Annotated in this window: 24 protein-coding genes; 20 read left to right on the forward strand and 4 right to left on the reverse strand. The window is 66.8% G+C overall.

Annotation, left to right across the window (positions count from 1 at the left end):
• From LQG66_RS00275 to LQG66_RS00330, 12 genes are all read left to right on the forward strand, one after another.
• The gene (locus LQG66_RS00275; RefSeq protein ID WP_231322100.1) at nt 1-444 is read left to right on the forward strand and encodes an SRPBCC family protein; all 444 of its coding nucleotides are present in this window, start codon (nt 1-3) and stop codon (nt 442-444) included.
• Nucleotides 445-459: 15 nt separating this feature from the next.
• Entirely contained in the window at nt 460-1,281 is an 822-nt protein-coding gene (locus tag LQG66_RS00280) for an FAD binding domain-containing protein (protein ID WP_231322103.1), read from the forward strand.
• Between the two features lie 3 nt (nt 1,282-1,284).
• Nucleotides 1,285-1,764, forward strand: coding sequence for a (2Fe-2S)-binding protein (locus tag LQG66_RS00285; protein ID WP_231322105.1), 480 nt, complete (start codon nt 1,285-1,287; stop codon nt 1,762-1,764).
• A gap of 12 nt (nt 1,765-1,776) precedes the next feature.
• The gene (locus tag LQG66_RS00290) at nt 1,777-3,351 is read left to right on the forward strand and encodes a xanthine dehydrogenase family protein molybdopterin-binding subunit (protein ID WP_231322107.1); all 1,575 of its coding nucleotides are present in this window, start codon (nt 1,777-1,779) and stop codon (nt 3,349-3,351) included.
• A gap of 1 nt (nt 3,352) precedes the next feature.
• Nucleotides 3,353-4,375, forward strand: coding sequence for a xanthine dehydrogenase family protein molybdopterin-binding subunit (locus LQG66_RS00295; protein ID WP_231322109.1), 1,023 nt, complete (start codon nt 3,353-3,355; stop codon nt 4,373-4,375).
• 6 nt (nt 4,376-4,381) lie between these two features.
• Nucleotides 4,382-5,263 (forward strand): AAA family ATPase, encoded by an 882-nt coding sequence (locus tag LQG66_RS00300; protein WP_231322112.1) that lies wholly within the window; start codon nt 4,382-4,384, stop codon nt 5,261-5,263.
• On the forward strand, nt 5,260-6,378 hold the full coding sequence (locus LQG66_RS00305; protein ID WP_231322114.1) for a VWA domain-containing protein: 1,119 nt from the start codon (nt 5,260-5,262) through the stop codon (nt 6,376-6,378). Before LQG66_RS00300 ends, LQG66_RS00305 begins: the two co-directional genes overlap by 4 nt.
• Complete coding sequence (locus LQG66_RS00310; protein ID WP_231322117.1) at nt 6,375-7,262, forward strand: amidohydrolase family protein; 888 nt, start codon at nt 6,375-6,377, stop codon at nt 7,260-7,262. Before LQG66_RS00305 ends, LQG66_RS00310 begins: the two co-directional genes overlap by 4 nt.
• Nucleotides 7,263-7,301: 39 nt before the next feature.
• Nucleotides 7,302-8,150, forward strand: coding sequence for an MBL fold metallo-hydrolase (locus LQG66_RS00315; RefSeq protein ID WP_231322120.1), 849 nt, complete (start codon nt 7,302-7,304; stop codon nt 8,148-8,150).
• An 18-nt stretch (nt 8,151-8,168) separates the two neighbouring features.
• The gene (locus LQG66_RS00320) at nt 8,169-9,770 is read left to right on the forward strand and encodes an isochorismatase family protein (protein ID WP_231322123.1); all 1,602 of its coding nucleotides are present in this window, start codon (nt 8,169-8,171) and stop codon (nt 9,768-9,770) included.
• A gap of 3 nt (nt 9,771-9,773) precedes the next feature.
• The gene (locus tag LQG66_RS00325) at nt 9,774-10,400 is read left to right on the forward strand and encodes an FMN-dependent NADH-azoreductase (RefSeq protein WP_231322125.1); all 627 of its coding nucleotides are present in this window, start codon (nt 9,774-9,776) and stop codon (nt 10,398-10,400) included.
• 224 nt (nt 10,401-10,624) lie between these two features.
• On the forward strand, nt 10,625-11,872 hold the full coding sequence (locus LQG66_RS00330; RefSeq protein WP_231322127.1) for a metal-dependent hydrolase family protein: 1,248 nt from the start codon (nt 10,625-10,627) through the stop codon (nt 11,870-11,872).
• 1,077 nt (nt 11,873-12,949) lie between these two features.
• Here the strand turns inward: LQG66_RS00330 and LQG66_RS00335 are convergent.
• The 4 genes from LQG66_RS00335 to LQG66_RS00350 are packed head-to-tail and all read right to left on the reverse strand — an operon-like array spanning nt 12,950 to nt 17,206.
• Nucleotides 12,950-13,969, reverse strand: coding sequence for an IS30 family transposase (locus tag LQG66_RS00335; RefSeq protein WP_231322130.1), 1,020 nt, complete (start codon nt 13,967-13,969; stop codon nt 12,950-12,952).
• 56 nt (nt 13,970-14,025) lie between these two features.
• A complete protein-coding gene (locus LQG66_RS00340) occupies nt 14,026-15,051 on the reverse strand; it encodes a class II aldolase/adducin family protein (RefSeq protein ID WP_231322132.1) in 1,026 nt (341 codons plus the stop codon).
• Between the two features lie 14 nt (nt 15,052-15,065).
• Nucleotides 15,066-15,935: a TIGR01459 family HAD-type hydrolase gene (locus tag LQG66_RS00345; protein WP_231322135.1), complete on the reverse strand. Its 870-nt coding sequence runs from the start codon at nt 15,933-15,935 to the stop codon at nt 15,066-15,068.
• Entirely contained in the window at nt 15,932-17,206 is a 1,275-nt protein-coding gene (locus LQG66_RS00350) for an FGGY-family carbohydrate kinase (protein ID WP_231322137.1), read from the reverse strand. The genes LQG66_RS00345 and LQG66_RS00350 overlap by 4 nt, the downstream gene beginning before the upstream one ends.
• 181 nt (nt 17,207-17,387) lie before the next feature.
• Between LQG66_RS00350 and LQG66_RS00355 the strand changes: the two genes are divergently transcribed.
• From LQG66_RS00355 to LQG66_RS00390, 8 genes are all read left to right on the forward strand, one after another.
• Nucleotides 17,388-18,377, forward strand: a complete 990-nt coding sequence (locus LQG66_RS00355; protein WP_231327643.1) for a sugar-binding transcriptional regulator — start codon at nt 17,388-17,390, stop codon at nt 18,375-18,377.
• A 40-nt stretch (nt 18,378-18,417) separates the two neighbouring features.
• A complete protein-coding gene (locus LQG66_RS00360; RefSeq protein ID WP_231322139.1) occupies nt 18,418-19,857 on the forward strand; it encodes an extracellular solute-binding protein in 1,440 nt (479 codons plus the stop codon).
• A gap of 107 nt (nt 19,858-19,964) precedes the next feature.
• On the forward strand, nt 19,965-20,891 hold the full coding sequence (locus LQG66_RS00365; RefSeq protein ID WP_231327644.1) for a carbohydrate ABC transporter permease: 927 nt from the start codon (nt 19,965-19,967) through the stop codon (nt 20,889-20,891).
• 12 nt (nt 20,892-20,903) lie between these two features.
• Nucleotides 20,904-21,761 (forward strand): carbohydrate ABC transporter permease, encoded by an 858-nt coding sequence (locus LQG66_RS00370; RefSeq protein ID WP_231322142.1) that lies wholly within the window; start codon nt 20,904-20,906, stop codon nt 21,759-21,761.
• Nucleotides 21,762-21,767: 6 nt separating this feature from the next.
• Nucleotides 21,768-22,871 (forward strand): ABC transporter ATP-binding protein, encoded by a 1,104-nt coding sequence (locus LQG66_RS00375; protein ID WP_231322144.1) that lies wholly within the window; start codon nt 21,768-21,770, stop codon nt 22,869-22,871.
• Nucleotides 22,872-22,886: 15 nt separating this feature from the next.
• Nucleotides 22,887-23,999, forward strand: coding sequence for an ABC transporter ATP-binding protein (locus LQG66_RS00380; RefSeq protein WP_231327645.1), 1,113 nt, complete (start codon nt 22,887-22,889; stop codon nt 23,997-23,999).
• Nucleotides 23,996-25,579, forward strand: a complete 1,584-nt coding sequence (locus LQG66_RS00385; RefSeq protein ID WP_231322147.1) for an FGGY-family carbohydrate kinase — start codon at nt 23,996-23,998, stop codon at nt 25,577-25,579. The genes LQG66_RS00380 and LQG66_RS00385 overlap by 4 nt, the downstream gene beginning before the upstream one ends.
• On the forward strand, nt 25,572-26,624 hold the full coding sequence (locus LQG66_RS00390) for a 2-hydroxyacid dehydrogenase (protein ID WP_231322149.1): 1,053 nt from the start codon (nt 25,572-25,574) through the stop codon (nt 26,622-26,624). The genes LQG66_RS00385 and LQG66_RS00390 overlap by 8 nt, the downstream gene beginning before the upstream one ends.
• The last annotated feature ends 16 nt before the right edge of the window (nt 26,625-26,640 follow it).

The raw sequence follows: 26,640 nt of genomic DNA on the forward strand, positions 1-26,640 counted from the left end.
GTGCCGCACGTCGTCAAGAGCACCATCATCGACGCGCCGACCGAGATGGTGTGGGATGTGCTGCGCGACTTCAACGGCCATGATCGCTGGCATCCCGCGGTCGCGACCTCGGCGATCGAGCGCGCGCAGGCGTCCGACAAGATCGGCTGCGTCAGGCGCTTTCGCCTCAAGGACGGCTCTGAGCTGCGCGAGCAGCTGCTGGCGCTGTCCGATCTCGAACAGAGCTTCAGCTATTGCCTGCTCGATACGCCGATCCAGCTGTTCAACTACGTCGCCCATGTCCGGCTGCTGCCGGTCACCGACGGTGATCGCACCTTCTGGCACTGGGAGAGCCGTTTCACGACGCGGCCCGAGCAGTCCGAGGCGCTCGCGCGCATGGTCGCAGAAGACATCTACCAGGCCGGCTTCGAGGCGATCCGATCGCATCTGAAGCAGGCGACATGAACAAGAGGTGAGCCGATGCCGGTCACGGTGAAGACGTTTCAGGCGGTAAGCGAAGCAGCGTCCGCGCTGTCCTCGGACCGCGCTGCGCGCTATCTCGGCGGCGGCACGCTTGTCATGCGCGATCTCAACGAGGGCGATGTCTCGATTGCCACCGTGATCCGCGCCACCGACCGCGCCCTGCAGGGCATCGATGCCGCGGGCGCGCGCATCCGGATCGGGGCCGGCGTGACCTTCGCCCGCGTGCTGGCCGAGCGTGAGCTCCCCTTCCTGCATCCGGCGGCACGCTCGATCGGCGGGCCGGCCGTTCGCAACATGGGGACCGTCGGCGGCAATCTGTTCGCGCCGGCGCCGTTCGGCGATTTCACGGTGGCGCTGCTGGCGCTCGACGGCATGGTCTCGGTGCAGGGCGGCTTCGGGGTCAGGGACATGCCGCTCGAAGAATTCCTGCAATCGCGCGACCGTCAGGCCGGCGCGCTGGTCGTCGCCGTGTCCTGCATCCGGCCGGCGTCGGCGGATGCGTTTCGCTACCGCAAGATCGCGCGCATCAAGCCGAAGGGCGGATCGGTGATCACGCTCGCCGCGCATCTTCCGCAGAGCGGCGGCCGCGTGAGCGGCGCCCGGATCGCGCTGGGCTCGATGGCGCCGACTGCGATGCGCGCCAAGGCGGCCGAGCGCGCGCTCGAAGGCCGGCCGCTCGATGCGACGGCGATCAGTGCCGCGGCCGCCGCGGCGGGCGAGGGGACCACTCCAACTGATAATTCTCTGGCCAGCGCGTGGTACCGCCGCGAAGTGGTCGGCGTGCATCTGCGGCGACTGCTGTCGGGACAGGAGAGCTAGACCATGGCAAGGACTCCGCTTCAGTTCCGTCACAACGGTCGCGACGTCGCGCTGTTCGTCGACGGCGGCAGCAACCTGCTGGTGGTGTTGCGCGAGATGGTCGGCGACACCACGCCGAAGTTTGGTTGCGGGCAGGGCGGCTGCGGCGCCTGCACCGTGCTGATCGATGGCGATGCACATCTCTCGTGCCTGACGCTCGCCGAGGCCGTCGAGGGCCGCGCGGTCGAGACGCTCGATGGCATCAAGAGCGGGCCGAATCTGCATCCGCTGCAGCGGGCCTTTGCCGAGGGCTTCGCCGCCCAATGCGGCTATTGCACGCCGGGCATGCTGATGGCGGCGAAGGCGCTGCTCGACCGGACTCCGCAGCCGAGCCGCGAGCAGGTCGTCGAAGCCATCTCCGGCAACATCTGCCGCTGCACCGGCTACGAGCCGATCATCAATGCGGTGCTGGCGGCGGCCGCGTCGCTGCGCGCGAGCGCCTGAGGAGAGATCGCCATGCTGGAACTGCGCAAGGACATCTTCGCCGACGAGCGCGACGACAATCTGAACGAGATCGGCAAGGGCACCCAGCGCCAGGACATGCTGGGCCACGTCACGGGGACCTCGACCTATTTCAACGATCACAGACTGCAGGGCATGCTGCATCTGAAGGTCGTCAGGTCGACGCAGGCCCACGCGCGGCTGCGTCGCATCGACACCAGCGAGGCGGAGCGTTCCGAGGGCGTCAGGCGGATCATCCGCGGCAGCGACGTGCCGCGCAATCTCAACACGCTGCTCAGCCTGATCAATTTCGGTAAGGACGATGAACCGACGCTGGCGGTCGACAAGGTCCGCTACAAGGGCGAGCCGATCGTCGCCGTAGTCGCCGATACGCCGCGGGCTGCTTCCGAGGCGGCGGCCAAGGTGCGTGTCGACTATGAGACGTTGCCGGCGGTGTTCGACGTCGAGGAGGCGCTCAAGCCCGGTGCGCCTGTTGTCAACGAGACCTATCCGAAGAATACCTTCACCTATCACGACCGCTACGATCACCAGAAGCTGCGCTTCGGCGATGTGGAGCGGGGTTTTGCCGGCGCCGATCATGTGCTGGAGCAGCGCTACCAGATGTCGCCGATCGAGCATGCGCCGGTCGAGACCAACGGCTCCATCGCCGCGCCCGACACCAACGGACGCTACGTGGTCTACACCTCGACCCAGGCGCTGTTCTTCTCGCTCGACACCTGCGCCAAGATTCTCGATCTGCCGTCGAACACCTTCCATTTCATCGGCGGCACCGTGGGCGGCGGCTTCGGTGGCAAGGTCGATACGCTGACAGAACCGCTCGCCATTCTGGCCGCGATGCTGACCGGGCGGCCGGTGCGCTACGTGCTCGGGCGCGAGGAGGAGATGCAGTTCGGGCCGCCGCGCGGCGCCGAGCGCATCTACGTCAAGGACGGCGTCATGCGCGACGGCCGCATCGTCGCGCGCCAGATTCGAGGCTATTTCGACTCCGGCGCCTACACCCGGCTGTCGAGCTACGCGGTGGTCAAATGCGCCGCGCATCTGCCTGGTCCCTACACGATCCCGAATGTTCATGGCGACATCTACTGCGTCTACACCAACCGCACGCCGGCGACGGCGATGCGCGGCTTCGGCATCACCGGCATGGACTTCGCGCTCGAATGCCAGATGGACAAGCTCGCGCATCTCATCGGCATGGACCCCATGGAGTTCCGCATCCTCAATGCCTATCGCGACGGTGACATGAAGGCGCATCGACGCGAGGCCAAGAACACCGCGCTGATCGAATGCGTCCAGGTCGCGGCCGAGAAGGCCAAATGGCCGATCCGCGATGAATTCCGCCGGATGTCGTCGCGCAAGGATGGCGGCGGTGCGCGGGCCGCGGTGCCGTCGACGCCGCGTGAGCCCGCTCAGCCGCGTTCGGCTCCCGCGCAGCAGCGCACCAGCTATGACCGCGGCATTTCGGTGCCAGCTCAGCCCGAACCGCCACCACCGCCACCGCAGAATCCGGCGCCGTCTCCGGCGCACGGCGCGACGCGGTTCTCGTCGGTGTTCGGGACCAGGAGGCGCTGACATGACAAGGCACCGCGGCCGCGGCATGGCGGCCATCAACTATCCGATCGGCATGAACCTTGGCGGCGATCCAAGCCAGGCGTTGGTGCACTCCAACCCAAGTGGCAAGTTCACCGTGGCGCTGTCCTCGATCGACCTCGGGCAGGGCATGAAGTCGGTGACGCGGCAGATCTGCGCCGAGACGCTCGGCGTGCCCGTCGAGGACGTCTATGTCGACACCGCTGACTCCGACACGGGTCCGCACTGCATGGGCTCGTTCGCCTCGCGCGGCACCCATCGCGTCGGCAATGCGGTGATGGCGGCGGCCAAGGAGGCGCGCGGTGTCATGATGGAGGCGGCTGCGGAAGAGCTCGAGGTCAACGCCAGCGATCTCGAGACCGACGGCCGCGGCAACATCCACGTCAAGGGCGCGCCGCACCGCTCGATCTCGGTCAAGGACGTCGCCATCGCCGCGCAGTTCCGGCAGGGCAAGACCATCTCGGGGCGCGGCATCTTCCTGGTGCCGCTGTCGGACGTCGATCCCGAGACCGGCGAGATGTCGCCGGCGACCTGCTACGCGCATGCGTGTCTCGTCGCCGAAGTCGAGGTCGATGACGAGACCGGTGAGGTCGGGGTCGTCAGGATGGACAGCGCCTACGAACTGGGGCGTGCGCTCAATCCGCGGCTGGTCGAGCAGCAGCTGGTCGGCGGGGCATGGATGGGCATGAGCCACGCGCTGTATGAGACGACGGAGCCGTATTATCCTGATCCGGAGCAAGGCCCGCGCGATTTCGTCGAGTATCTGATGCCGGGACCGGGCGACATCTGTCCGCACGACATCGCGGTGCTGGAGCGGCCGGCGCCCGACGGCCCGTTCGGCGGCAAGGGTCCGGGCGAGATGTGCGCCAATCCGGTGCTGCCGGCGATCGCGAACGCGATCTTCAATGCGGTCGGCGTGCGCATCGACGATCTGCCGATCACGCCGGAGAAGGTGCTGCGCGCGATCAAGGCCCAGGGCGGCGCCCGGCCGCAGACGCGGCGGTGACGCAACATGGTCGTCCGCAGCAACATCGTCGGCATCGACTCGCCACAGGCGCTGGAGAAGGCGCTGCGCGCGGCCTACTATCTGGCCGACGAGGGGCTGTCCACCGCGGCCTATCTGGCGCTCGCGTTGGGTAAACCGTTGCTGCTCGAGGGCGCGCCCGGTGTCGGCAAGACCGAAGCGGCAAAGGCGATCGCCGCAGTGCTCGGCCGCAAGCTGATCCGCCTGCAATGCTATGAGGGCATCGACGCTGCGGCGGCGCTCTACGAGTGGAACTATCCGCGCCAGATGCTGGCGATCCGCCAGGCCGGCGAGGAGAGCATCGACATCTATGGCGAGACCTTCCTGATCGAGCGGCCGATGCTGGCCTGCCTGCGCGCGCCGGACTCGACCGTGCTCCTGATCGACGAGATCGATCGTGCGGATCAGGAGTTCGAGGCCTTCCTGCTCGAGTTCCTGTCCGACTTCCAGATCTCGATTCCGGAGCGGGGCACGGTCCGCGCGGCCGAGCGTCCGGTCGTCGTGCTGACCTCGAACCGGACCCGTGACCTGCATGAAGCGTTGCGCCGCCGCTGCGTCTATCATTGGATCGACTATCCCGATGCGGAGCGCGAGGCGCGGATCGTTATGATGCGGGCCTCGAGCGTGGCGGAGGCGACCGCACGCGCCGTCGTGGCGGCGGTGGCGAAGCTCAGGCGCGAGCCTTTGAGCAAGGCGCCCGGGATTGCCGAAGCGGTCGACTGGGCCGAGGCCGCGACGCTGCTGAACCAGACCGGCGCGCGCTGGCCGGACGCCTTCAGGCGCTCGCTCGGCGTCGCGCTGAAGGACGAGGAGGATCTGTCCTTCATCGCGCCCCGGCTGGATGCGCTGCTGGCGGAGGCAATGACATGAGCGAAGTCCGCCTGCCGCAGGCTGCCAAAATCTTCATCTCCTTCGCCGCGCTGCTGCGGCGGAATGGCTTTGCGATTGCACCGGAGCAGACCACGACGTTTCTCGAAGCCATCGCGCTGCTGGGACCGGCCAGTCTGAATGACATCCGCCGCGCGGGAGCTGCGACTCTGGCGCCGCCGCCCGAGCGGCTCGCGACCTACAATCTGCTGTTCGACATCCATTTCGGCCTGACTGAAGCGGCTGGTCTCAGTGAGACCGAGCAGCAGGACGACGTCGTGCGGCTGCAGGAGGAGGGCGACGGCGCTGTCGATCCCGATCTCGCCGAGGAGCAGAACGAGTCCGGACTTGCGGCGACGCGTGCCGAGGCCCTGGTCGCGCGCCGCCTCGCGGTTGCGACGGGTGGCGATGCGCTGCGGCGTCTCGCCCGGCAGGCGCGCGCGCGATTGCCGAAACGACGCGGCCACCGGCGCATGCGCGCACGGCGCGGCAGCTTCGTCGACCTGCGCAGGACCTTGCGCGAGAGCGTGCGATCCGACGGCGAGGTGCTGCGCTTGCTGCGCCTGAAGCGGCGGCCACGGCTGCGCCGCCTGCTGCTGCTGATCGATGTCTCCGGCTCGATGAAGGCGCGCACCGAGGACAACATGCGGCTTGCGCATGTGCTGGTGCAGGCGGTGCCCCAGGTCGAAGTCTTCACGCTCGGCACGCGGCTGACGCGGGTCACGCGTCCCCTGCGCCTGAAGCGGCGCGAACAGGCATTGCTCGCGGCCTCGCATCTCGTCAGCGACTGGGACGGTGGCACGCGCATCGGCGAGGCGCTGCAGGCTTTCCTCGCGATGCCGCGCTTCTCGACCTATGCGCGCGGCGCGGCGGTGCTGGTGATCTCGGACGGGCTGGAGCGTGGCGATCATCAGGCGCTCCGCGAGGCCGTGTGGAAGCTGTCGCTGCGGGCCTGGCGCCTGAGCTGGCTGACGCCGCTGGCGACCGGGCCCGGCTTCAAGCCGCAGACCGAGGCGCTGCAGGCGATCGCACCGTTCGTTGACGACATCGTCCCCGGCGGCTCGGACGAGGCGATCGTCGCGCACGTTCTGTCGCTGGCGCAGAGGAGGGCGGCATGACCGGTTATGTCGATGCGCATCATCATATCTGGCGGCAGGCCGATCTGCCCTGGCTGGTCGGACCGATGCAGCCGCGCATCTTCGGCCCCTATGAGCCGATCCGGCGCGATTATCCAATCGAGGAATATCTCGACGACATCGCCGGCAACGGCGTGACGCAGTCGGTCTATGTCCAGACCAACTGGGCGAAGGACGGCTTCGAGGACGAGGCTGCCTGGGTGCAGAGAACCGCCGATCAGCACGGTTTTCCGCATGCGATCGTCGCCTATGCCGACCTTGCCGTCAGTGACGCGCGGCCGCAGTTCGACCGTCTTGCGCGCTATCCGCTGGTGTGTGGCGTCCGGATGCAGCTGCACTGGCATGACAACCCGCTGTATCGCTTCGCCGCATCTCCCGATCTCTGCAGCGATCCCAACATCCGTGCCAATGTCGCCCGGCTCGCCGACTACGGCTGGTCGTTCGACCTGCAGGTGTTTGCCCGTCAGATGGCGGGCGCCGCGGAACTGGCCCAGAGCTGTCCGTCCGTCACCTTCATCCTGCAGCACGCCGGCATGCTGGAGGATCTGTCGCCCGCAGGGCGCGAGCCATGGCGCAACGGCATGCAGCGGCTCGCGGCCTGCAGTAACGTTGTCAGCAAGCTCTCGGGTCTCGGCACCTTCATCCGCCGCAACGATCCCGCGCATGTCGCCGACATCGTGCGCGAGACGATCGCCATGTATGGTCCCGACCGTTGCCTGTTCGGCTCGAACTTTCCGATCGAGAAGCTCTGGACTGACTACTGCGCGCTCGTCGCTGCCTATGAGGTCGCGATCGAGGGGCTCGATTCGCGCGCGCAAGCGCAGGTGATGGGAGAGACCGCGCGGCGGGTCTATCGGCTCGGATGATGCTGCGCGCAACGACAACAAAAGCAACAGGGAACGCACATGGCGCTGGAAATCAAGATTCTCGATTATGGTGATATCGAATTGGAATCGAGCTTCCTCGTGCTCGGCCGCGACTGCGGCCGCACCCGCCGGGTGCTGACGCTGGGCTTCCTGATCCTGGGCGGACCCTATCCGGTCGTGGTCGATACCGGCTATCGCTCCAACCAGATCATGGAAACGCTGGGCATGCGCGGGCTGCAATACCACGAGAACATGATCGAAAATCAGCTCGCACGTCACGGCGTCCGCATGGGCGATGTCCGTTACGTCTGCCACACCCATCTGCACATCGATCATGCGGGCAAGGACGACCTGTTTCCGATGAACACGACCGTCGTTCTCAACCGGCGTGAGCTGGAATATTCCGTGTCGGGCCTGATGCATCCGCAGTACCCGGCGCCCGACGTCAAGCATCTGATCGACCGGCTGCACACCAAGAGCGCGCTGCGCTTCCTCGATCTCGAACTCACCGGCCCGATCGAGCTGATGCCGGGCGTCTATTGCGACGCTGCCAATGCCCATACCGAAGGCTCGATGAACATCCACGTCCACACCGCGGACGGCATCGCCACCATCTGCGGCGACGTCATCTACGACTTCAACGACCAGATCGTGACGCCCTTCAACGAGATCCAGGACGGCGAGCCGCGCACCACCGGCAATCACGGTACCTCGAAGCGTGCGGAGAAGGCGGCGATCAAGAAGCTGCTGTCGAGCTCGCGCTATCTGCTCCCGGTCCATGATCGTCCCGCCAAGATCGAGGGCGGCGTGGTGGTGGGGCGGCTGCACGACCAGGTGCCGGGCCCGATCGTGCAGTCGCTGCCGCAGCGGCACTGGTTTCCGGCATGAGTCAATGAGGACATCGCGATGACCCACGTGACGTTGCGCCCTGAGTTCGAGAGCCTGATCGACCCCTATGCGCCGGTGGCGCAGGTCGCGACCGGATTCGAGTTCACGGAGGGGCCGATCTGGCACCCGGTCGAGCATTTCCTGCTGTTCTCCGACATGCCGGCCGACGTCCGCCGCCGCTGGGATGCGAAGCGCGGCGTGGTCGAGATGCGGCGGCCGTCGAACAAGTGCAACGGCATGACCTATGATGCCGAGCTGAACCTGATCGTCTGCGAGCACGCGACGTCGTCGCTGGTGCGCGAGCGTCCCGACGGGCGACGCGAGATCCTGGCCTCGCATTTCGACAATCAGGAGCTCAACAGCCCGAACGACGTCTGCGTCCATTCCAGCGGCGCGATCTACTTCTCCGATCCCTGGTATGGCCGCATGCCCGTCTATGGCGTGGAGCGGCCGCGTCAGCTCGGCTTCCAGGGCGTCTATCGGGTGCCGCCGGGCGGCGGTCCGCCGCGGCTGCTGGTCGATCGCCATCTGTTCGACCAGCCGAACGGGCTGTGCTTCTCGCCGGACGAGACGCTGCTCTATGTCAACGATACCGTGCAGGCCCTGATCCGCGTGTTCGACGTCGGCGGCGACGGTGGGCTGTCGAACGGCCGCGTGTTTGCGAGCGGCATCCGCTCCGAGCTCGAGCCCGGCGTGCCCGACGGCATGAAATGCGATCAGCGCGGCAACGTCTGGGTCACCGCGCCGGGCGGCGTCTGGGTCTATGCGCCATCGGGCGAGCTGCTCGGCAAGGTGCGCGTTCCGGAGCTGGTCGCGAACCTCGCATGGGGAGGTCCTGATTTCCGCACGCTCTATCTCACTGCCACGCATTCGGTCTACGCGATCGCGACCAAGGTCGGCCCGCGCCACGAACCCTATATGACGGCGCGGGCACGAGCGGCCGCGACCGCGGGATCGTCCCCATCCAGCTCGACATCCGCTAGCTCGCCATCGGCGCCGCTTCTGACGTCGGGCGACATGCAGCTCGACCCGCGCCGCTGCGCCATGATCATCCAGGATTTGCAGAACGACGTCATCATGGACGGCGGCGCGTTTGCAGAGTCCGGCGCGCCTGATCATGCCAGGCAGCAGCGGGTGGTCGACAACGTCAAGCGGCTCGCGGACGTGGCCCGCGCCCGCGGCGTCGTCATCATCCACGTCTGGTTCGTGGTCGAGCCCGGTGCGCCCGGCGTGACCTTGAACGCGCCGCTGTTCGAGGGGCTGGTCGACAGCAAGGCGATGGTGCGCGGCAGCTGGGGCGCGGCGCCGGTGGCGGGGCTCGAGCCGAGGAGCGGCGATTTCGTCGTCGAGAAGATGCGGATGAGCGCCTGGGAAGGCACGCGGCTCGAGACCATTCTCAAGGCGACCGGGCGCGACGTCATCATCAACACGGGGGCCTGGACCAACATGTCGGTCGAGCACACGGCGCGCACCGGCGCCGACAAGGGCTATTTCATGGTGGTGCCGGAGGATTGCTGCTCGACCATGAATGCCGACTGGCACACCGCGTCGATCAACTTCGCCATGCAGAACGTCTCCGTTGTGACCAGGGCCGATGCGGTGATCAAGGCGCTGGGGTGAGGCATGCCTAAGCTCTTTCACCTCGTCGCCTCGCCACGCGCGGACTCCGAATCCGGCGCCGGTGCGCGCGCCTTCTTGGATCGCTTCAGGCAGGCGCGGCCCAGCTGGGATATCGATGAGCTGAACCTGTGGCGTGAGCATCTGCCCGAGTTCGACGGCGAGATCCTGCAGGCGAAATATGCCCGCATGGGCGGACGCGCCTTCACCGACAGCCAACGCGAGGCCTTCGCGGTCGCCGAGCGCATGGCGGTGCGGCTCGATCTGGCCGAGCGCGTCGTGATCTCGACGCCGATGTGGAATTTCGGCATCCCCTACAAGCTCAAGCACTGGCTCGACATCATCAATCAGCCGGGCCTCACGTTCCGCTTTGAGCCGGCGCGCGGCTACTTGCCGCTGCTGAAGGATCGGCCAACCCTGGTGATCCTCGCGAGCGGCGGCGATTTCTCGACCGGCATGAGCCGCGGCCGAATGGATGTGGCGACGCCCTATCTGCGCGAGGCGCTGCGTTTCATGGGCCTCCGCGACGTCAGGTTCGTCGCCATCGGGCCGACCAGCGGGCCTGCCGAGCATACCAGCGCGGCGCGTGACCGTGCGCACCGGCAACTCCTGGAGATGGCCGCCCGATTCTAACGGGCCGCTCACATCAACGCACATGATGACACCCATGCAGGAGACAGCCTTGCGCCGCGCCGTCCGCGCGGGGCATCCTGGCCCCGAGTGACGTGAGTCCGCTGTGCTCGGCCTGCGCCAGGACGTGTCGCGGCGGGAGCTGCGCGACGGCGCGGGCTGCGATTGCCGGGCTCCGCCCGGACTGCCCCGTCTGATGGACCTCTGATCCTCTCAAGGAAGCCGACATGCCGACGATTCTGTTCGAGAACGCCTCCCTGCTCGATCCGCTGCAGCCCGATTTGCGCGAGGGCACGCATGTGCTGGTTGAGGACAGCCTGATCAAGGAGGTCTCGGACAAGCCGCTGCAGACGAGCGTCGACCAGAGAATCGACTTGAAGGGCCGGACGCTGATGCCTGGCCTGATCGACCTGCACGTTCATGCCATCGCCGTCGAGCTCAACCTCGCGCAGCAGGTGCAAATGCCGAACGTGCTGGTGACCCTGCGCTCGGCGCTGCTGCTGCGCGGCATGCTGCGGCGAGGCTTCACGACGGTGCGCGACGCCGGCGGCGCCGGCTATGCGCTGAAGCAGGCGGTCGACACCGGCCTCACCGAAGGCCCGCGGCTGTTCGTCTCCGGCCGCGCGCTGAGCCAGACCGGCGGCCATGGCGATATGCGGGCGCGCACGGATTTCCTCTCCGACAACGCGCCCTGTCCATGCTGCGTGCGGGTGGGCGCGCTGGCGCGCGTAGCCGACGGCGTCGATGGCGTCCGCAAGGCGGTGCGCGAGGAGCTGCAGATGGGCGCCGATCAGATCAAGATCATGGCCTCCGGCGGCGTGGCCTCGCCGACCGATCCGGTCGGCGCGTTCGGCTATTCGGAGGACGAGATCCGGGCCATCGTCGCCGAGGCGAGGGGGCGCGGGACCTACGTGCTGGCGCATGCCTACACGGCGGAGGCGATTGCGCGCGCGGTGCGCTGCGGCGTGCGCACCATCGAGCATGGCAACCTCGTCGACCTGCCGACCGCGCGTCTGATGGCCGAGCACGGGGTCTATGTCGTGCCGACGCTCGTCACCTATGAGGCGCTCGCCAATGAGGGCGCGCAGTATGGCCTGCCGGCGGAGAGCGTCGCCAAGATCGCCGATGTGCGCGATGCGGGCTTGCGCTCGCTCGCGATCTATCGCGAGGCCGGGGTGAAGATGGGCTTCGGCAGCGACCTGCTCGGGCCGTCGCAGCGTCTGCAGAGCGACGAGTTCCGCATTCGCGCCGACATTCTCGGCCCTCGCGAGGCGATTGCCAGCGCGACCGTGATCGGCGCCGAAGTGCTGGGGATGGCGGGCAAGCTCGGCCGGATCGTGCCGGGCGCCTTCGCCGATATCATCGTCGTCAACGGCAATCCGCTGCGCGACGTCTCCTGTCTGCTTGGCCAAGGTGATCACATTCCCCTGGTGATGAAGGCAGGCCAGGTTCACAGCGACAGGCTGAACGCCTGAGACGGGCTCCCGCGCGTCGGGGCCTCATGGTTTGAGACGCGCCGCGAGCGGCGCTCCTCACCATGAGGGTCGTAGATCATGCCGCAGGCGCAACTTTATGCCCGACATGGCGCCGCGGCCTCGCGGCGCCTATCGCGTCCGAGTTTGTCCGGTCGTCTCGCCCTCCCGATCACGAGGGCGCAGGGAATGCCGGGCGCTGGCCGCACCCATGGCCCGCCAGCTGAAAAAAATGCTGGCGGCAGGAACCACAGGTTCAGCCGAGACATCCCGGCATTCCCCGCGCGATGGTTGGGCGGCTTATACGTCCTCTCCCCGGGGACCGGGCTTGTTTGCCCCCGTCACGGACGGATCATCATCACCATCCGCTTGGCCTCAGCATCGGGAGGCCAGGACCCTACGATTTCGCCGGCGCATCGGTCCGTTCGTCCGCATGACCAGGTCACGCTGCGAACCGCTACGCCCACCGCATCCCACCTCGCGTGTCGTGACGATCGCGATACGCCCCTCGTGCCGAGGTGGGACGGACATAGACAATCATGTTTTCCGAAAAAGCGAAAGCAGAATATTTTTCGCGGAAGGACTGGACAGGGGTGATGTGGTTGAGACGGCGGGCAAAATGAGATTTTCGGCGCCGGCGCGTTCGAGACGTGATCGCATGCGCCGCCCGGCGGGCACCGGCCGCCGGCGACGGTCGTCCATTCGAGGACATAAGTCGGTGACGGTGCACGCAATTTGAACGCAGTGCGCCTTTTCGGGCGCAGGCCGAAGCCGGCTGAGCGTGGGATCGATGGGGCGCGATCGGGCGACGTCGAGGGCGGCGCGCTTGAAGTTAAGTTAAGTGCACTGTCACCGAATATGCCTTTCACCGATGGCGGTTTCACAAATGAAGTGCAACACGTTGAAGTTTTGAGCCTAGCCGTGGCTAGGCTTGTCTCGCCTGTGGTGCATTGTTTCATGATCGGCGCAGCCGTCAAGGGCGACCCGCAAGAGCGGGGCGCAAGAGCGCACCCTTGACCGCAGCACCGATCATGAAGATCGCCTCCCATACGGAAACAGGTAGTGGAGCGCTTCGGTCTCTCAGGCGGCCGCAAGCTCCAACTTGGCGCATTCGGACGTGAAGACCTCCATCGGCGTTTGAAAGCTGAGACAGGCCCTCGGTCGCGTGTTGAGGCTTTCTGCGATCGCGTTGAGATCCTTCTGCTCGTAGATCGACAAGTCGCATCCCTTGGGCAGATATTGGCGAACCAGGCCGTTCATGTTCTCGTTGGACGGACGTTGCCATGGCGAATGCGGATCGCAGAAGTACACCTTCAGCTTCAAGGCTTTGGAAAGTTCCCCGTGGCGCACCATCTCCTTGCCCTGGTCGTAAGCCAGGCTTTTGCGCATCGCCGCCGGCACTTTGCCAAGCTCGCGCCTGAAGCCGATCAGCGCCGCACTTGACGAGCAGTCCTTCATCTTGACCAGGATCGTGAAGCGGCTTTTGCGCTCGATCAACGTCCCGATCGCAGAAGCATTGCCGGCCCCTTTGATCAGATCGCCTTCCCAATCTCCTGGGAATTCTCGACCCAACACGTCGGCTGGCCTCTCATGGATAGAGATCATCCCGATCATGCCGCCGCGCTTGTCCGTCCGGCGGCGCAAGGGCAATCGCTGACTGTGATGTTGACGCAGAAAACTCACAAGCTCTTTGCGAATTTGACCGCGAGGCAACACGTAGATCGCCCGATAGATCGTCTCGTGAGAAACTGTCGGCAAACGAGGACCCTGCTGCTGTTCGTCGTCACGCTGCCGGCGGAGCTTGCCGGAAATCTGCTGAGGTGACCAGCCGCGCCGGATATGCGCGAACACCCAGGCTCGCAACGCCGAGCCGTCCCGCAGCTTCACCATGCCATGGCGACGACGCCACCGACGCGCATATCCTGCAATACATGCGTCGTACTCTTCGCCATCCTCGCTATTGCGTGAGATCTCCCGCGATAGCGTCGAAGCCGCTCGACCAAGACTCCGGGCGATCGAACGCAAGCTCTCGCCGTTCAGCATCCGGCTATGAAGATCGTTGCGCTCCGTCGCGCTCAATTGGCTGTAGTGGCGTCCCATGCTCACCCTCGATATATGTACGGGGTGTTGCACTTCAAACTGGAACTCCACCGATGTCAGCGGCGGCTGGCGGTCAGTTGCTGCCGGTAGCGTTCGGCATCCCAGTTCAGCAGCGCCTGCTCGTGCGCGGCCGAGAGGTAGCTGATATTGGCCGACAGCGGCAGGCGGCTGGTCACGAGCGCGAGGCAGCTCAGCATCGCCTCGGCACCTGGGCTGGCGTCGCTGCGGATGATCGCACCGAGGCCGGGTGCGAGCGCGGCGACGGGGGCGGGCAGGTGGCTCGCCTCCGCGCGCGCAAGCAGCGCGGCGAGGCCGTCAGCGCCGTCGATCGTCGGCAGACCCGGGCCGAGAAATACGACGTGGTCCGGATAGAGCGAGCCGCCGGTCGCGGTCATCAGGTTGAACGGATCGGTGGCGATGCCGTGGCAGTCTGCATCGTACGGCAGGCGATAGTCGGTGCCGGCACAGAGACGTCGCAGCGCCGTTTCGTCAGCGGCAGGCGCCAGGCGCACCGGCAGCGCCAGCCGGGTTTCGACCTCGTGAACCAGCGCCTCGGCCTCGTCGCAGCTGTCGGCGCCGACGACGAGGCCGTGGTTGCCGAGGATGAGGACATCGATACGTTCGCGCGCCACGATCTCGCTCACCGCGCGCGCCAGCGGCAGTCCGGGATGGAAATAGTCGAGATGGCGCCAGGCGAGGCCAGCGAGTCGCGTGGCAAACTCATCGCGGACATCGCGCCGCGCCGCCCAGGCGATGGTGTTGACGGCATGGACGTGCAGCACGATCCGGTGCGGCAGCAGCGCGTGCAGCGACGTCTCGATCGAGGCGCGCAGGGGGCCGGGCGCGGCGAGCGGAATGCGCTCGTCGTCACAAGCGAGCGCCTCGCGCGCCGCCGGCAGCAGCACCGGCACGAAGATGTCTTTCGCGTTGGCGTCAGAAAGCCAGGTGCCGGATGCCTTCACCCAGAGAACATCATCGTCCTTGAGCGAGGAGTTGCCGCCGGCGCCCTGCACCAGCCGCATGTTGCGGCCGACGCGCGCCGACATCCGGCGTAGATCATGAAGCTCTGCAGGCTCGCGCATCTCGCGTCTCCTCATCACCAGCTCAGGTGCTGCATCGTCCAGTTGGGCATGCGGCCTGGCGCAGCCGCGAGCCTGCGCGTCGCGGCGGCCAGGTCGGGCGCGCCGGCCAGGGTCGTGCGATGCACGCCGTCAGCGAGGAGCAGGGTCTGCAGGCCCACGGCGCGGGCGCCGGCGACGTCGTGATCGAGCGAGTCGCCGATCATCAGCACGCGGTGCGGATCCGGATTGCCGAGCTGCTCCAGTGCCGCCGTAAAGATCGGCGCATGCGGCTTGCCGACGAATGAGACCGTGCCGCCGAGCCATTCATAGGCGCGCGCCAGCGTGCCGGGCGCAGGGACGAGACCGGTCGCGCCGAACATCATCAGGTCGGGATTGGCGCAGATCATCGGCACGCGCCGCGCTGCCGCGCGCGTGAACTGGTCGTGCCAGATGTCGGGCTCCGTGAGGTCGTCATCCAGGCCGCCGAGCAGGATGAAGTCCGCATCGCGCGTGTCGCTCACGATCGCGAGGTCAAGCCCGTCGATCAGCGAGCAGTCGCCGCCCCGGGTGATCAGGAAGCAGGTATTGCCGCAATCGGTGAAGGGCGCGCGCGTCCGCTCGCGCAGGCCCGTCCAGGTCACCTCGCCCGAGGTGAGAATGCCGTCATAGGCCGGGCGCGGCAGGCCGAGCCGCGCCAGGCGCTCGGCATTGGGACTCGCACGCTTGCCGGAGTTCGACAGCACGAGGGTGTGCTTGCCGGCCTCCCGCAGCCTGACGACGCAGTCATGCGCGGCGGGAAACATCGTCCGGCCGTCATGCAGCGTGCCCCACTGGTCGAGCAGCACGTGATCGAACCGGTCGGCGATGGCGGACAGGCCGCTGATCTCACACGCCGCCGCTGTCATCGCGGCGGCCCCTGCAACGCGAGGAGCGCGGTGCCATAGCTCGCCTCGGTCTGCGCCGCGACGCTCACGGGCACGCCGACGATGCGCCGACGGATGTGCGTCCAGGCGTCGTTCCTGGCGCCGCCGCCGATGCTGATCACCCGCCGCAGCGTCGGCGCGCCGAGCTGCTGCAGCCGCTGATAGGCGAGTGCTTCGACGCCCGCGATGCCTTCGAGCAGCGCCTGGAAGAAGCGGTGATCGTCGGGCGGCCGTGGAGTGATCCGCGGCGCAAGCACGGGATCTGCGATCGGAAAACGCTCGCCCGGCTTGGGCAGCGGATAGTAGTCGAGCCCGGTCGGCTCGTCGGGGCACAGCAGCGGCGTCATGCGGTCCATGTCGTCGGTCGTGAAATGCGCGAGCAGCGCCGCGCCGCCGGAATTCGATGCGCCGCCGGCGAGCCATTTGTCACCGAGGCGGTGCGAGTACACGCCCTGGCCGGCGGCGAAGATCGGCTGTGTGGCAATCTGCTTGACCACGAGGGTGGTGCCGAGCGAGGTCACGGCGTCGCCCGGTGCGTCCGCGCCGGTGGCGATGAAGGCGGCGACGCCGTCGGTGGTGCCGGCGACGATGCGCGCTGATGGGGATAGTCCGAGCGTACGCGCGATGGCCGGATCGATGTCGGCGAACGGCGTGCCCGGCACCAGAATGGTCGGCAGCATCTGTCGTGACACACCGAGCTGATCGAGCCAGGACGGCCACGCGCGCTGGACCGGATCGTAGCCGAGCTTGAGCGCGTTGTTCTCGTCGCTGGTGCCGTGACGGCCGGCGAGGCGTCCCGCGATCCAGTCGGCCTGGTGCACGGCGTGGCACGCGCCGCCGGTCGAGGCGAGGAGGTGCAGCAGCTTGGCGAGCGCGCTGCTCGCACCGTGCGCGCCGCTCTCGGGCGGCGCGACCGCCGCGATGCGCTCGGCCTCGCGGGTCGCCCGCGCATCGTTGTACATCAGGCCCGGTGAGCAGGGCCGCCCATCGGCATCGATCAGCAGCAGCGTCCCCGACGTGCCGTCGACGGCGAGGCGCGCGACACGGCCGAGATCGACGCGCTCGCCAAGTCTGCCGAGGCAAGCGGTCGTCGTCTGCCACCACAGCTCGGGATCCTGGTCGATGGCGTTGCCGTCCTGGTGCGGCGCCGCGAGCGGAACGGATGCGGCGCCCTCGATGCCGCCACGCGCACCGACGGCGCAGGCGCGCACGCCGCTGGTTCCCACGTCGATGCCGACAAACAACTCCGTCATGCGACCTCATCTCGTTGTGCGCCGGCGAGCATGCCTATGTCCCCGCGACCCGTCACGCCCTGACGCGCTGCAGCACGTTTGGGGGATTGACGGCCGACGCAACGTCTGCAATTTTTTGCAAGACGTGAAGAAATTTGCAAGCAGGCATTCCGGCGTGACGACAGCTTCCGACAGGGCGCCCATGGTGGACGGCGAGGCCTCGCTCGCGACGCGCGCAGCCTGGCTCTATTTTGCCGCCGGGCTGACGCAGTCGGAGGTGGCCGACCGGCTCAATATCCAGAGCACCAAGGCGCACCGGCTGATCGCGCGGGCCAGCCGCGAAGGCATGATCCGCGTGTTCGTCGAAGGGCCGGTGGCCGAATGCGTCGCGCTGGAGAACGCGCTGGCCGAACGATACGGGCTCGCCTTCTGCCGTGTCGCGCCGGATCTCGGCGAGGGCGACCTGCCGCTGAAGGCGCTGGCGCTGGAAGGCGCCAGCTTCCTCCGGCAGATCCTGGAGCGCGGCGACGACAAGATCATCGGTGTCGGCCATGGCCGCACGCTCGCGGCCGTCGTGGCGCAGCTGCCGCAGACGCCGGCGCGGGACGTCCAGTTCGTGTCGCTGCTCGGCGGCCTGACGCGCAAATTCGCCGCCAATCCGTTCGACGTGATCCACCGCCTGGCCGAGCGCACCGGTGCCGAGGCGTATCTCTTGCCGGTGCCGGTGTTCGCCAATTCCGTGGCCGACCGCGCCGTATTGATGCAGCAGTTCGGCATTGCCGACGTGTTCGCGCTCGCCCGCGCGGCGTCGCTGCTGTTCGTCGGCATCGGCCAGATCCACGCCGACGGCTTCCTGGTGTCGAGCGGCATGATCAAGCCGGACGAGGTCGTCGAGCTCAAGCGCGCCGGCGCCTGTGCCGATCTGCTCGGGCATTTCTTCAATGCCGACGGCGAACTGCTCGATCTCGATCTGTCGGCACGCGCCACCTCGATGGCAGCCCGCGATCTCAAGAAACACCGCATCGTCGCCATCGGCGGCGGCGAGGCAAAGATAACAGCCCTGCGCGCAGTACTGCGCAGCGGCTTCCTGAACGGTCTCATCATCGACGAGACGACGGCTCAGGCACTCGCAACCGACAAGCCGGAGAAAACATCCGGCAACTCCAAGAACAAGGGTCGGAAGGGAAGGTAGACGCGAACAAGTCAAGACAAAAACAAAATGGGAGGGTATCATGTACGATCGCGAGAAGAACCTATTTGCGTCCTACGCCGGCAAGCGCATCAGCCGGCGTGATCTGCTCGACGGTGCCGCCAAGCTCGGCATCGCCGGTGTTGCCGCCAATGCCGCCTTCGCCTCCGCGATGTCCCGCGCGATGGCCGCCGATTTCAACTGGAAGGCCCAGAGCGGCAAGACCGTCAGGCTGCTCCTGAACAAGCATCCCTACGTCGATGCGATGATCGGCGACATCGAGGCGTTCAAGAGCCTCACGGGCATGAATGTCACCTATGACATCTTTCCGGAGGACGTCTATTTCGACAAGGTGACGGCGGCGCTGTCGTCGAAGTCCGATCAGTACGACGCGTTCATGACCGGCGCCTACATGACGTGGACCTATGGTCCGGCCGGATGGATCGAGGACCTCAACACCTACATCAAGGATCCCGCCAAGACCAATCCGGCCTTCGCCTGGGACGACGTGCTGCCGGGCCTGCGCTCGTCGACGGCGTGGGACGGCGTCGCCGGTTCCGAGCTCGGCTCGGGCAAGGCCAAGCAATGGTGCATCCCGTGGGGCTACGAGCTCAACAACATCACCTATAACCGCAACATCTTCGACAAGGTCGGCGTCAAGCCGCCGAAGAACCTCGACGAGATGCTCGACGTCGCCGCCAAGATCACCAAGGACGCCGGTGGTCCCTATGGCGTCGGCGTGCGCGGCTCGCGCTCCTGGGCCACCATCCATCCGGGCTTCCTGTCCGCCTATTCCAATTTCGGGCAGAAGGACTTCGTGATGGAGGGCGGCAAGCTCAAGGCCGCGATGAACACCAAGGCCTCGAAGGACTTCCACGACAAGTGGGTCAAGATGATCCAGGGCTCGGGCCCGAAGAACTGGTCGACCTACACCTGGTACCAGGTCGGCACCGATCTCGGCGCCGGCGCCTCCGGCATGATCTTCGACGCCGACATCCTCGGCTACTTCATGAACGGCGGCGAGAACAAGGAACGCGGCAATCTCGGCTATGCGCCGTTCGCGGCCAATCCGGCCGCCAAGGCGCCGACGCCGAACGTCTGGATCTGGTCGCTGGCGATGTCGAGCTTCTCCAAGCAGAAGGACGCGGCGTGGCTGTTCATGCAATGGGCGGCCTCGGTCGAGCACGATCTGTTCGGCGCCCGCAAGATGGACTTCGTCAATCCGGTCCGCACCTCCGTGTGGAAGGACAGCGAATTCCGCGACCGCATCGCCAAATCCTATCCGGGCTATCTCGAGCAGCACGACCTCTCCGCACCGGGGGCGAAGATCTACTTCACGGCGCAGCCGTTGTTCTTCGACCTCACCACGGAGTGGGCCGCGTCGCTGCAGAAGATGGTGGCCAAGGAGATCAGCGTCGACGAGGGCCTCGACAAGCTGGCCGACAGCATCAACCGTCAGTTGAAGCAGGCCGGCCTCGGCTGAGGCCGGGCGACGCTCGTTCCATGACCACCCGCCGGTCCGGCCGCTCCCCCACGGGCGTCCGGACCGGCCCACCTTCCAGCGACGATGTGATCACGCCTGTCATGAGCATGGCCCAACTTGTCGAGACCGAGGCGACGCCGCGCCGTACGAAACGATGGCGCGGTCGCCTGCTGCCGTACCTGCTGAGCCTGCCGGCGCTGCTGGTCTGCATCGCGATCCTGGTGCCGTTCGTGACCGCCGCGATCTATTCGCTGCAGCGCTACCGGCTCAACCTGCCGTATCTGCGTGGCTTCATCGGCCTCGACAACTACATCGACTTCCTGTCCGATCCGGCGTTCTGGAACACGTTGCGGATCTCGCTCGTCTACACCGCGGTGACCGTGATCGCCGAGCTGCTGCTCGGCCTCGGCATCGCGCTTCTGCTACGGCGGCCGTCACGCTTCCACAACGCCGTCTCGATCATGCTGCTGCTGCCGCTGATGACGGCGCCCGCGATCGCCGCCCTGATGTGGAAGCTGATGACCAATCCGAGCTTCGGTATCCTGTCCTACCTGGTCGGCCTGCTCGGCGCGCATGATTTCAAATGGGCCTCCGACCCATCGACCGCGCTGTTCACCGTCGTCCTGGTCGATGTCTGGGTCTACACGCCGTTCATCATGATCCTGCTGCTGGCGGGCCTGCGCTCGCTGCCGCGGCAGCCGTTCGAGGCGGCGGCGCTGGATGGTGTCCCCGCGAGCTTCGTGTTCTTCCGCATCACCTTGCCGATGCTCGCGCCCTACATCATCACCGCATCGCTGTTTCGTCTGCTGGATTCGATCCAGCAGTTCGACATCGTCTATGCGATGACGCAAGGCGGCCCCGGCGACCGGCTGATGGTGTTTCAGGTCCAGGCCTACCTCGAGTTCTTCCAGTACACCAATGTCGGACGCTCGGCGGCGCTTTTGATGATCCTCTGGCTGATCACCAACATCCTGTCGAACATCTTCATCAAGAACTGGCTGCGGCTGCGCGCACGCGCCCACGGCCACGCCTGAGGGAGGGACGTCATGGATCACTCCAGCCTGGCTGGACGCATCTTTCGCGGCATCGCGCTGGCGCTGGTGCTCGTGTTCTTCATGTTTCCGATCGTCTGGATCCTCATGATGTCGTTCCAGAGCAATGAGCAGATCCTGAGGATCCCACCGCGCATCCTGTTCGAGCCGACGCTCGCCAATTACGAGGCGCTGATCTCGGGCCAGCTCAAGACTGCTGCCGGCAATCTGCAGCTCACCTTCATGCGCAACCTGATGAACAGTTTCATCCTGTCGAGCGCCTCGGTGATCCTGGCGTTGCTGCTCGGCGTGCCCGCGGCCTATGCGTTCGCGCGGTTCAAGTTCCGGCTCGGCGAGACCATCGCCTTCACGCTTCTCTCGTTCCGCTTCGCGCCGCCGCTTTTGGTGCTGCTGCCGCTCTCGCTCTACTACCAGCAGCTCGGCCTGAACGACACGTATTTCGGCATCGTCTGGGTTTACCAGCTGATCGCGCTGCCGCTGATCCTGTGGATCGTGCGTGGCTATTTCGAGGACATCAGCCCTGATATCGAGCACGCCTACCGGCTCGCTGGTCACTCCTGGCGCGAGGCGTTCACGCGCATCGCCGTGCCGCTGGCCGGGCCGGGCATTGCGGCGGCCGGCCTGTTGTCGTTCATCTTCTGCTGGAACAATTTCGTCTTTGCGCTGATCCTGGCCTCCGCCGACAAGCAGCCGGTGACGGTCGGCGCGCTTGCCTTCGTGACGGCGTCCGGCATTCAGTACGGCCAGATCGCCGCGGCGATCGTGCTCTCGGTCACGCCGACCCTGCTGCTCGCGCTCTATGCGCAGCGCTATCTCGTCGAAGGTCTGTCGCTCGGTGCAGTGAAGGGTTGAGGATAGATGGCGCGTCTCGAACTCAAAGCCGTTGATAAGACATTCGGCGCCGTCAGCTGCGCGAGGGGCGTGTCGCTGACCGTCGAGCCCGGCGAGATCGTCGCCGTGTTCGGTCCGTCGGGTAGCGGCAAGACCGTGCTCTTGCGCATGATCGCCGGCATGTTCGAGCCTGATGAGGGCGACATTCTCATCGGCGGCCGCTCGATCGTCGATGCGCCGCCGGAGCAGCGCGGCATCGGCATGGCGTTCCAGAATTTCGCGCTGTTTCCGCACATGAGCGCGCGCGACAACATCGCCAGCGGCCTGCGCGGGACCGGCGCGGCTGACATCACGACGAAGGTGGCCGCGATGAGTCGGCTGCTGAAGATCGAGCACGTGCTCGGCCACAAGCCGCGCGAATTGTCCAACGGCCAGAAGCAGCGTACGGCGCTGGCACGCGCGCTGATCGGCAACCCCGGCGTGCTGCTGCTCGACGATCCCCTGCGCAACGTCGATGCCAAGCTGCGCTATGAGATGCGGCTGGAGCTACCGAGCCTGTTGCGCCGCAGCTCGGCGGCAGTGCTCTATGTGACGCAGGATTATCGCGAGGCGATGGCGATCGCCGATCGCATCGCGGTGCTGATCAACGGCCGCCTGGTGCAGGTGGCGCGTCCGGAGGATATCTATGCGCGGCCGGCGTCGGTCGCGGTGGCGCGGCTGTTCGGTGATCCAAGCATCAATCTCTCGGAGGTCACGCCAGTGCCGGAACAGGGCCGGCTGACCGCAGCCGTTGCCGGGACGCAGATCCGGCTCGATGCGGATGAGTTGCCGTCCGTTACCCGGGAGCGATGCTGGCTCGGCGTCCGGCCCGACGATGTCGTGGTGACGCGTCAAGGCGGCGAAGGCGCGATCCCGGCGCGCATCGTCGCGGTCACGCCGATCCACGAACGCGCCGTGGTGCTGCTGCGCTTCGCCGACGAGTCCGAATGGCTGGCGGCGCTGGCGCCCGAGGCGCTGGAGGCGGGCGCCGACGAGGATGTGTTCGTGCGGTTCGCGCCCGATGCGGCGCTGCTGTTCGACCACGCCACCGGAGAACGCATCGGCGTGCCGCCGCGGCGGCAGGCGGCGTAAGGATCGGTCATGGGCATGCTCGAGATCCGCAACGTCGACAAGGTCTATCACTCCAGGGGCAAGCCGCCGGTCCATGCCGTGCGCGCGCTCGACATGGAGGTGAGGCGGGGCGAGATCGTTGCGCTGCTGGGCTCGTCGGGATGCGGCAAGACCTCGACGCTGCGCATGATCGCAGGCTTCGAGAGCGTGTCGTCGGGATCGATCGCGCTGGCGCAGCGGCCGATCCATGATCTGCCACCGGCGAAGCGCAAGGTGGCGATGGCGTTCGAAGGCTATTCGCTCTATCCGCCGCTGACGGTGCGCGAGAACATCGGCTTCGCTCTGAAGGCGCAGCAATTATCGCGCGCCGAGATCGCGCAGCGCGTCGACAGCATCGCCCGCCTGGTCGAGATCGAGGATATCCTCGATCATCATCCGCGCGCGCTTTCGGGCGGCCAGCAGCAGCGCGTGTCGCTAGCGCGCGCGCTGGTGCGCGATGCCGATCTCTATCTGCTCGATGAGCCGATGGGACAGCTCGAGCCGCAGCTCCGCGCCGTGCTGCGCGGCCGCATCAAGGGCCTGCTCGCCGAGCGCGGCATGACGGCGATCTTCGTCACCCATGATCAGACCGAGGCGAGCGCGCTCGCCGATCGCATCGCCGTCATGGAGGACGGCGTGCTGCAGCAGTTCGCCAGTGAGAAGGAGCTGAAGAACCGCCCGGCCAATCTGTTCGTCGCGAGCTTCATCGGCGAGCCGCCGATGAACCTGCTGGAGACGGCGGTGGCGCAGGAGGAGGGCGGCTTCCGCTTGTCGGTGGGCTCCGACGTGTCCTTCCATATCCCCAGGCAGACGCTCGACGTCACGGCGCAACAGGCGCTGGTGCAGGCCGATCGGATCAAGGTCGGTATCCGTCCGCAGCGGATCGCGATCGGCAGCGGCGAGGCGCGGCTGCGCGTCGTCTCCAACCAATGGCTCGGCGATCAGGCGCACGTCGCCGGTGAATGCGCGGGTCACCTGCTGGTCGCCGTGAGCCCGAGCAAGGTCGCCGCGCGGCCGGGTGACGTCGTGCCGTGCACGCTGGACTCCCGCCATCTCCATATCTTCGGCGCCGACGGCGTCTGCGTCCGCCACGCGGAGGCGCGCTCATGACGGCGTCCACCGCGACCCGCGATATCATGATCGGCATCGACGCCGGCACCTCGGTGATCAAGGCGGTTGCGTTTGCGCGGGATGGCCGGCAGATCGGCGATTTCGCCGTTGCAAATAGCTACACCACGGCGCCGGGCGGCCGCGTCGAGCAGGACATGGAGCGGACCTGGAGCGACACGGTGGCGGCGCTGCGCGGGCTCGGTGCGGCGCTTCCGGATCTCGCCCGCCGTGTCGCCACGATCGCCGTGACGGGCCAGGGCGACGGCACCTGGCTGATCGATGCCGATGGCCGTCCCGTCGCGCCGGCCTTGCTGTGGCTCGACTCGCGTGCGGCAGGCTTCGTCGAATCCTTCCGTGCCGGCGAGCGCAACGCCGCGCACTATCGGCGCACCGGGTCCGGGCTCAATGCGTGCCAGCAGGGTCCGCAGCTGGCCTGGCTGCAGGCGCATGATGCTGACATGCTGGCGCGCGCCAGCACGGTGTTTCATTGCAAGGACTGGCTCTATTTCAAGCTGACGGCGCAGCGCGCCACCGATCCGTCGGAGGCGACGTTCTCGTGCGGCGATTTCCGCAAGCGCGGCTTCGATGGCGAGGCTGCGCGCCTGATCGGCATCGCCGATTCCGCGCGGCTGTTTCCAGATGTCGTCGATGGCGTCGCGACGACGCACGGCTTGACGGCAACAGCTGCGGCGGAGACGGGACTGCCGGCAGGCGTGCCGGTCTCGCTGGGTTGTGTCGACGTGATCTGCAACGCGCTCGGCGGCGGACTCTACGACCCATCGCCCGATGTCGGCTGCACCATCATCGGCTCGACCGGGATGCACATGCGGCTGGTGACGGGAGCAGATGCAGTCAAGCTGAACGCAGAGGCGACCGGTTATACGATGCCGTTCCCGGTGCCGGGCCACTATGCGCAGATGCAATCCACCATGGCCGCGACCCTGAACATCGACTGGCTGCTCGATGTCGCCCGCGGCGTGCTCGCGATGGAAGGCATCGTGCGGTCGCGCACCGACTTGATCAGGCGCCTGGACGAGCGTGTGCTCGAGGCAAGAGCGGGCGAGCTGCTCTATCATCCCTTCATCTCCGATGCCGGCGAGCGCGGCCCGTTCGTGTCCCATGAGGCCGCGGCGCAGCTGATCGGCCTGCGCACCCGTCACGGCTATTGGGATCTGATGCGGGCCGTGATGGAGGGACTGGCGTTTGCAGCGCGTGACTGCTACGCGGCGATGGGATCGCAGCCCGCGGAGATCCGCCTGACCGGTGGCGCGGCACGGAGCCGTGCGCTGGGCACCATTCTCGGCGCTGCGCTGGGCAGCACCATTCGGGTCTGCCGTCGCGAGGAGGCCGGGGCGTCGGGCGCCGCAATGATCGCGGCGGTCGCGACCGGGCTGTACCCGGATATGATGAGCTGCGCGGAGGACTGGGTGAGACCGTATCTGGATGTGCCGCAAGCGCCTGATGCGGCGCTGGCTGAACGCTACGAGCGAATGTTTCCGGCCTATGTCGAAGCCCGCCTGGCGGCACGTCCCATCTGGAAGCAGCTGGCGGCTCAGCGCGCAGGTGCAGGCCATGTCTAGCTCGTCGTCTCATTCCATCGCCATCATCGGCGACCGTTTCATGTTGCCCTCGGTGTTTGCCGAGCGCATCACCGCCATCTGCGGCGACGGCGTCGACATCCGCATGCTCGAGCAGCCCTGGCCGGATGAGCCGATGGAGCACGGCTATGCCGGCTCCAAGCTCGACGGCCTGAAGGAGTTCATGGGCGACCCGGACGAACTCGCCGAGTTCATCGGCGAAGCGCCTTTGCTGGTGACGCATCTCGCCCCGATCTCGCGCGCGATGCTGCAGCGGCTGCCGGGCCTCAAATTCATTGCGGTGTCGCGCGGCGGTCCGGTCAATGTCGATATGCAGGCGGCGCGCGATCACGGCGTGCTCGTCGTCAACACGCCCGGACGCAATGCCAGCGCGGTGGCCGAGTTCACCATCGGCGCGATGCTCGCGGAGACCAGGCTGATCCGCAGTGGTCACGAATCCATGCGGGGCGGGGAGTGGCGCGGCGATCTCTACCGCGCCGACCGTACCGGCCGCGAGCTCGGCGAGATGACCGTCGGCATCGTCGGCTACGGTGCGATCGGCACCCGCGTGGTGAAGCTGTTGAAGGCGTTCGGCTGCAGGATCCTGGTGACAGACCCTTACGTGCAGCTCAGCGCACAGGACCGCAATGACGGTGTCGAGCATGTCGCGCTGGCCGAGCTGCTGGCGCGGGCCGATGTCATCAGCCTGCATGCCCGGGTGACCGCAGAGACCACCGGCTTCATCGATCGCGAGGCGCTGGCGAAGATCAAGCCCGGCGCGATCCTGATCAACACGGCGCGCGGCCCGCTGGTCGACTATCACGCGCTCTATGAAGCGCTCAGCTCGCAGCGGCTCGCCGGCGCGATGCTCGACACCTATGCCGTCGAGCCGGTGCCGCCGGACTGGCCGCTGTTGCAGCTTCCCAACGTCACGCTGACGCCGCACATCGCCGGTGCTTCCGTGCGCACCGTCACCTTTGCCGCCGACCAGGCGGCCGAAGAGGTTCGCCGCTATCTCGCCGGCGAGCCGCCGCTCAATCCCTGCTGACGACGAAAGGTTTTCG

The organism is Bradyrhizobium ontarionense (genome assembly GCF_021088345.1).
Taxonomy (GTDB): domain Bacteria; phylum Pseudomonadota; class Alphaproteobacteria; order Rhizobiales; family Xanthobacteraceae; genus Bradyrhizobium; species Bradyrhizobium ontarionense.

Excerpts from the sequence above, each read along its gene's own strand:
- LQG66_RS00280 (WP_231322103.1), top strand. The coding sequence starts at position 460 with ATGCCGGTCACGGTGAAGACGTTTCAGGCGGTAAGCGAAGCAGCGTCC.
- LQG66_RS00285 (WP_231322105.1), top strand. The coding sequence starts at position 1,285 with ATGGCAAGGACTCCGCTTCAGTTCCGTCACAACGGTCGCGACGTCGCG.
- LQG66_RS00290 (WP_231322107.1), top strand. The coding sequence starts at position 1,777 with ATGCTGGAACTGCGCAAGGACATCTTCGCCGACGAGCGCGACGACAAT.
- LQG66_RS00295 (WP_231322109.1), top strand. The coding sequence starts at position 3,353 with ATGACAAGGCACCGCGGCCGCGGCATGGCGGCCATCAACTATCCGATC.
- LQG66_RS00300 (WP_231322112.1), top strand. The coding sequence starts at position 4,382 with ATGGTCGTCCGCAGCAACATCGTCGGCATCGACTCGCCACAGGCGCTG.
- LQG66_RS00305 (WP_231322114.1), top strand. The coding sequence starts at position 5,260 with ATGAGCGAAGTCCGCCTGCCGCAGGCTGCCAAAATCTTCATCTCCTTC.
- LQG66_RS00310 (WP_231322117.1), top strand. The coding sequence starts at position 6,375 with ATGACCGGTTATGTCGATGCGCATCATCATATCTGGCGGCAGGCCGAT.
- LQG66_RS00315 (WP_231322120.1), top strand. The coding sequence starts at position 7,302 with ATGGCGCTGGAAATCAAGATTCTCGATTATGGTGATATCGAATTGGAA.
- LQG66_RS00320 (WP_231322123.1), top strand. The coding sequence starts at position 8,169 with ATGACCCACGTGACGTTGCGCCCTGAGTTCGAGAGCCTGATCGACCCC.
- LQG66_RS00325 (WP_231322125.1), top strand. The coding sequence starts at position 9,774 with ATGCCTAAGCTCTTTCACCTCGTCGCCTCGCCACGCGCGGACTCCGAA.
- LQG66_RS00330 (WP_231322127.1), top strand. The coding sequence starts at position 10,625 with ATGCCGACGATTCTGTTCGAGAACGCCTCCCTGCTCGATCCGCTGCAG.
- LQG66_RS00335 (WP_231322130.1), bottom strand. The coding sequence starts at position 13,969 with ATGGGACGCCACTACAGCCAATTGAGCGCGACGGAGCGCAACGATCTT.
- LQG66_RS00340 (WP_231322132.1), bottom strand. The coding sequence starts at position 15,051 with ATGCGCGAGCCTGCAGAGCTTCATGATCTACGCCGGATGTCGGCGCGC.
- LQG66_RS00345 (WP_231322135.1), bottom strand. The coding sequence starts at position 15,935 with ATGACAGCGGCGGCGTGTGAGATCAGCGGCCTGTCCGCCATCGCCGAC.
- LQG66_RS00350 (WP_231322137.1), bottom strand. The coding sequence starts at position 17,206 with ATGACGGAGTTGTTTGTCGGCATCGACGTGGGAACCAGCGGCGTGCGC.
- LQG66_RS00355 (WP_231327643.1), top strand. The coding sequence starts at position 17,388 with ATGGTGGACGGCGAGGCCTCGCTCGCGACGCGCGCAGCCTGGCTCTAT.
- LQG66_RS00360 (WP_231322139.1), top strand. The coding sequence starts at position 18,418 with ATGTACGATCGCGAGAAGAACCTATTTGCGTCCTACGCCGGCAAGCGC.
- LQG66_RS00365 (WP_231327644.1), top strand. The coding sequence starts at position 19,965 with ATGGCCCAACTTGTCGAGACCGAGGCGACGCCGCGCCGTACGAAACGA.
- LQG66_RS00370 (WP_231322142.1), top strand. The coding sequence starts at position 20,904 with ATGGATCACTCCAGCCTGGCTGGACGCATCTTTCGCGGCATCGCGCTG.
- LQG66_RS00375 (WP_231322144.1), top strand. The coding sequence starts at position 21,768 with ATGGCGCGTCTCGAACTCAAAGCCGTTGATAAGACATTCGGCGCCGTC.
- LQG66_RS00380 (WP_231327645.1), top strand. The coding sequence starts at position 22,887 with ATGCTCGAGATCCGCAACGTCGACAAGGTCTATCACTCCAGGGGCAAG.
- LQG66_RS00385 (WP_231322147.1), top strand. The coding sequence starts at position 23,996 with ATGACGGCGTCCACCGCGACCCGCGATATCATGATCGGCATCGACGCC.
- LQG66_RS00390 (WP_231322149.1), top strand. The coding sequence starts at position 25,572 with ATGTCTAGCTCGTCGTCTCATTCCATCGCCATCATCGGCGACCGTTTC.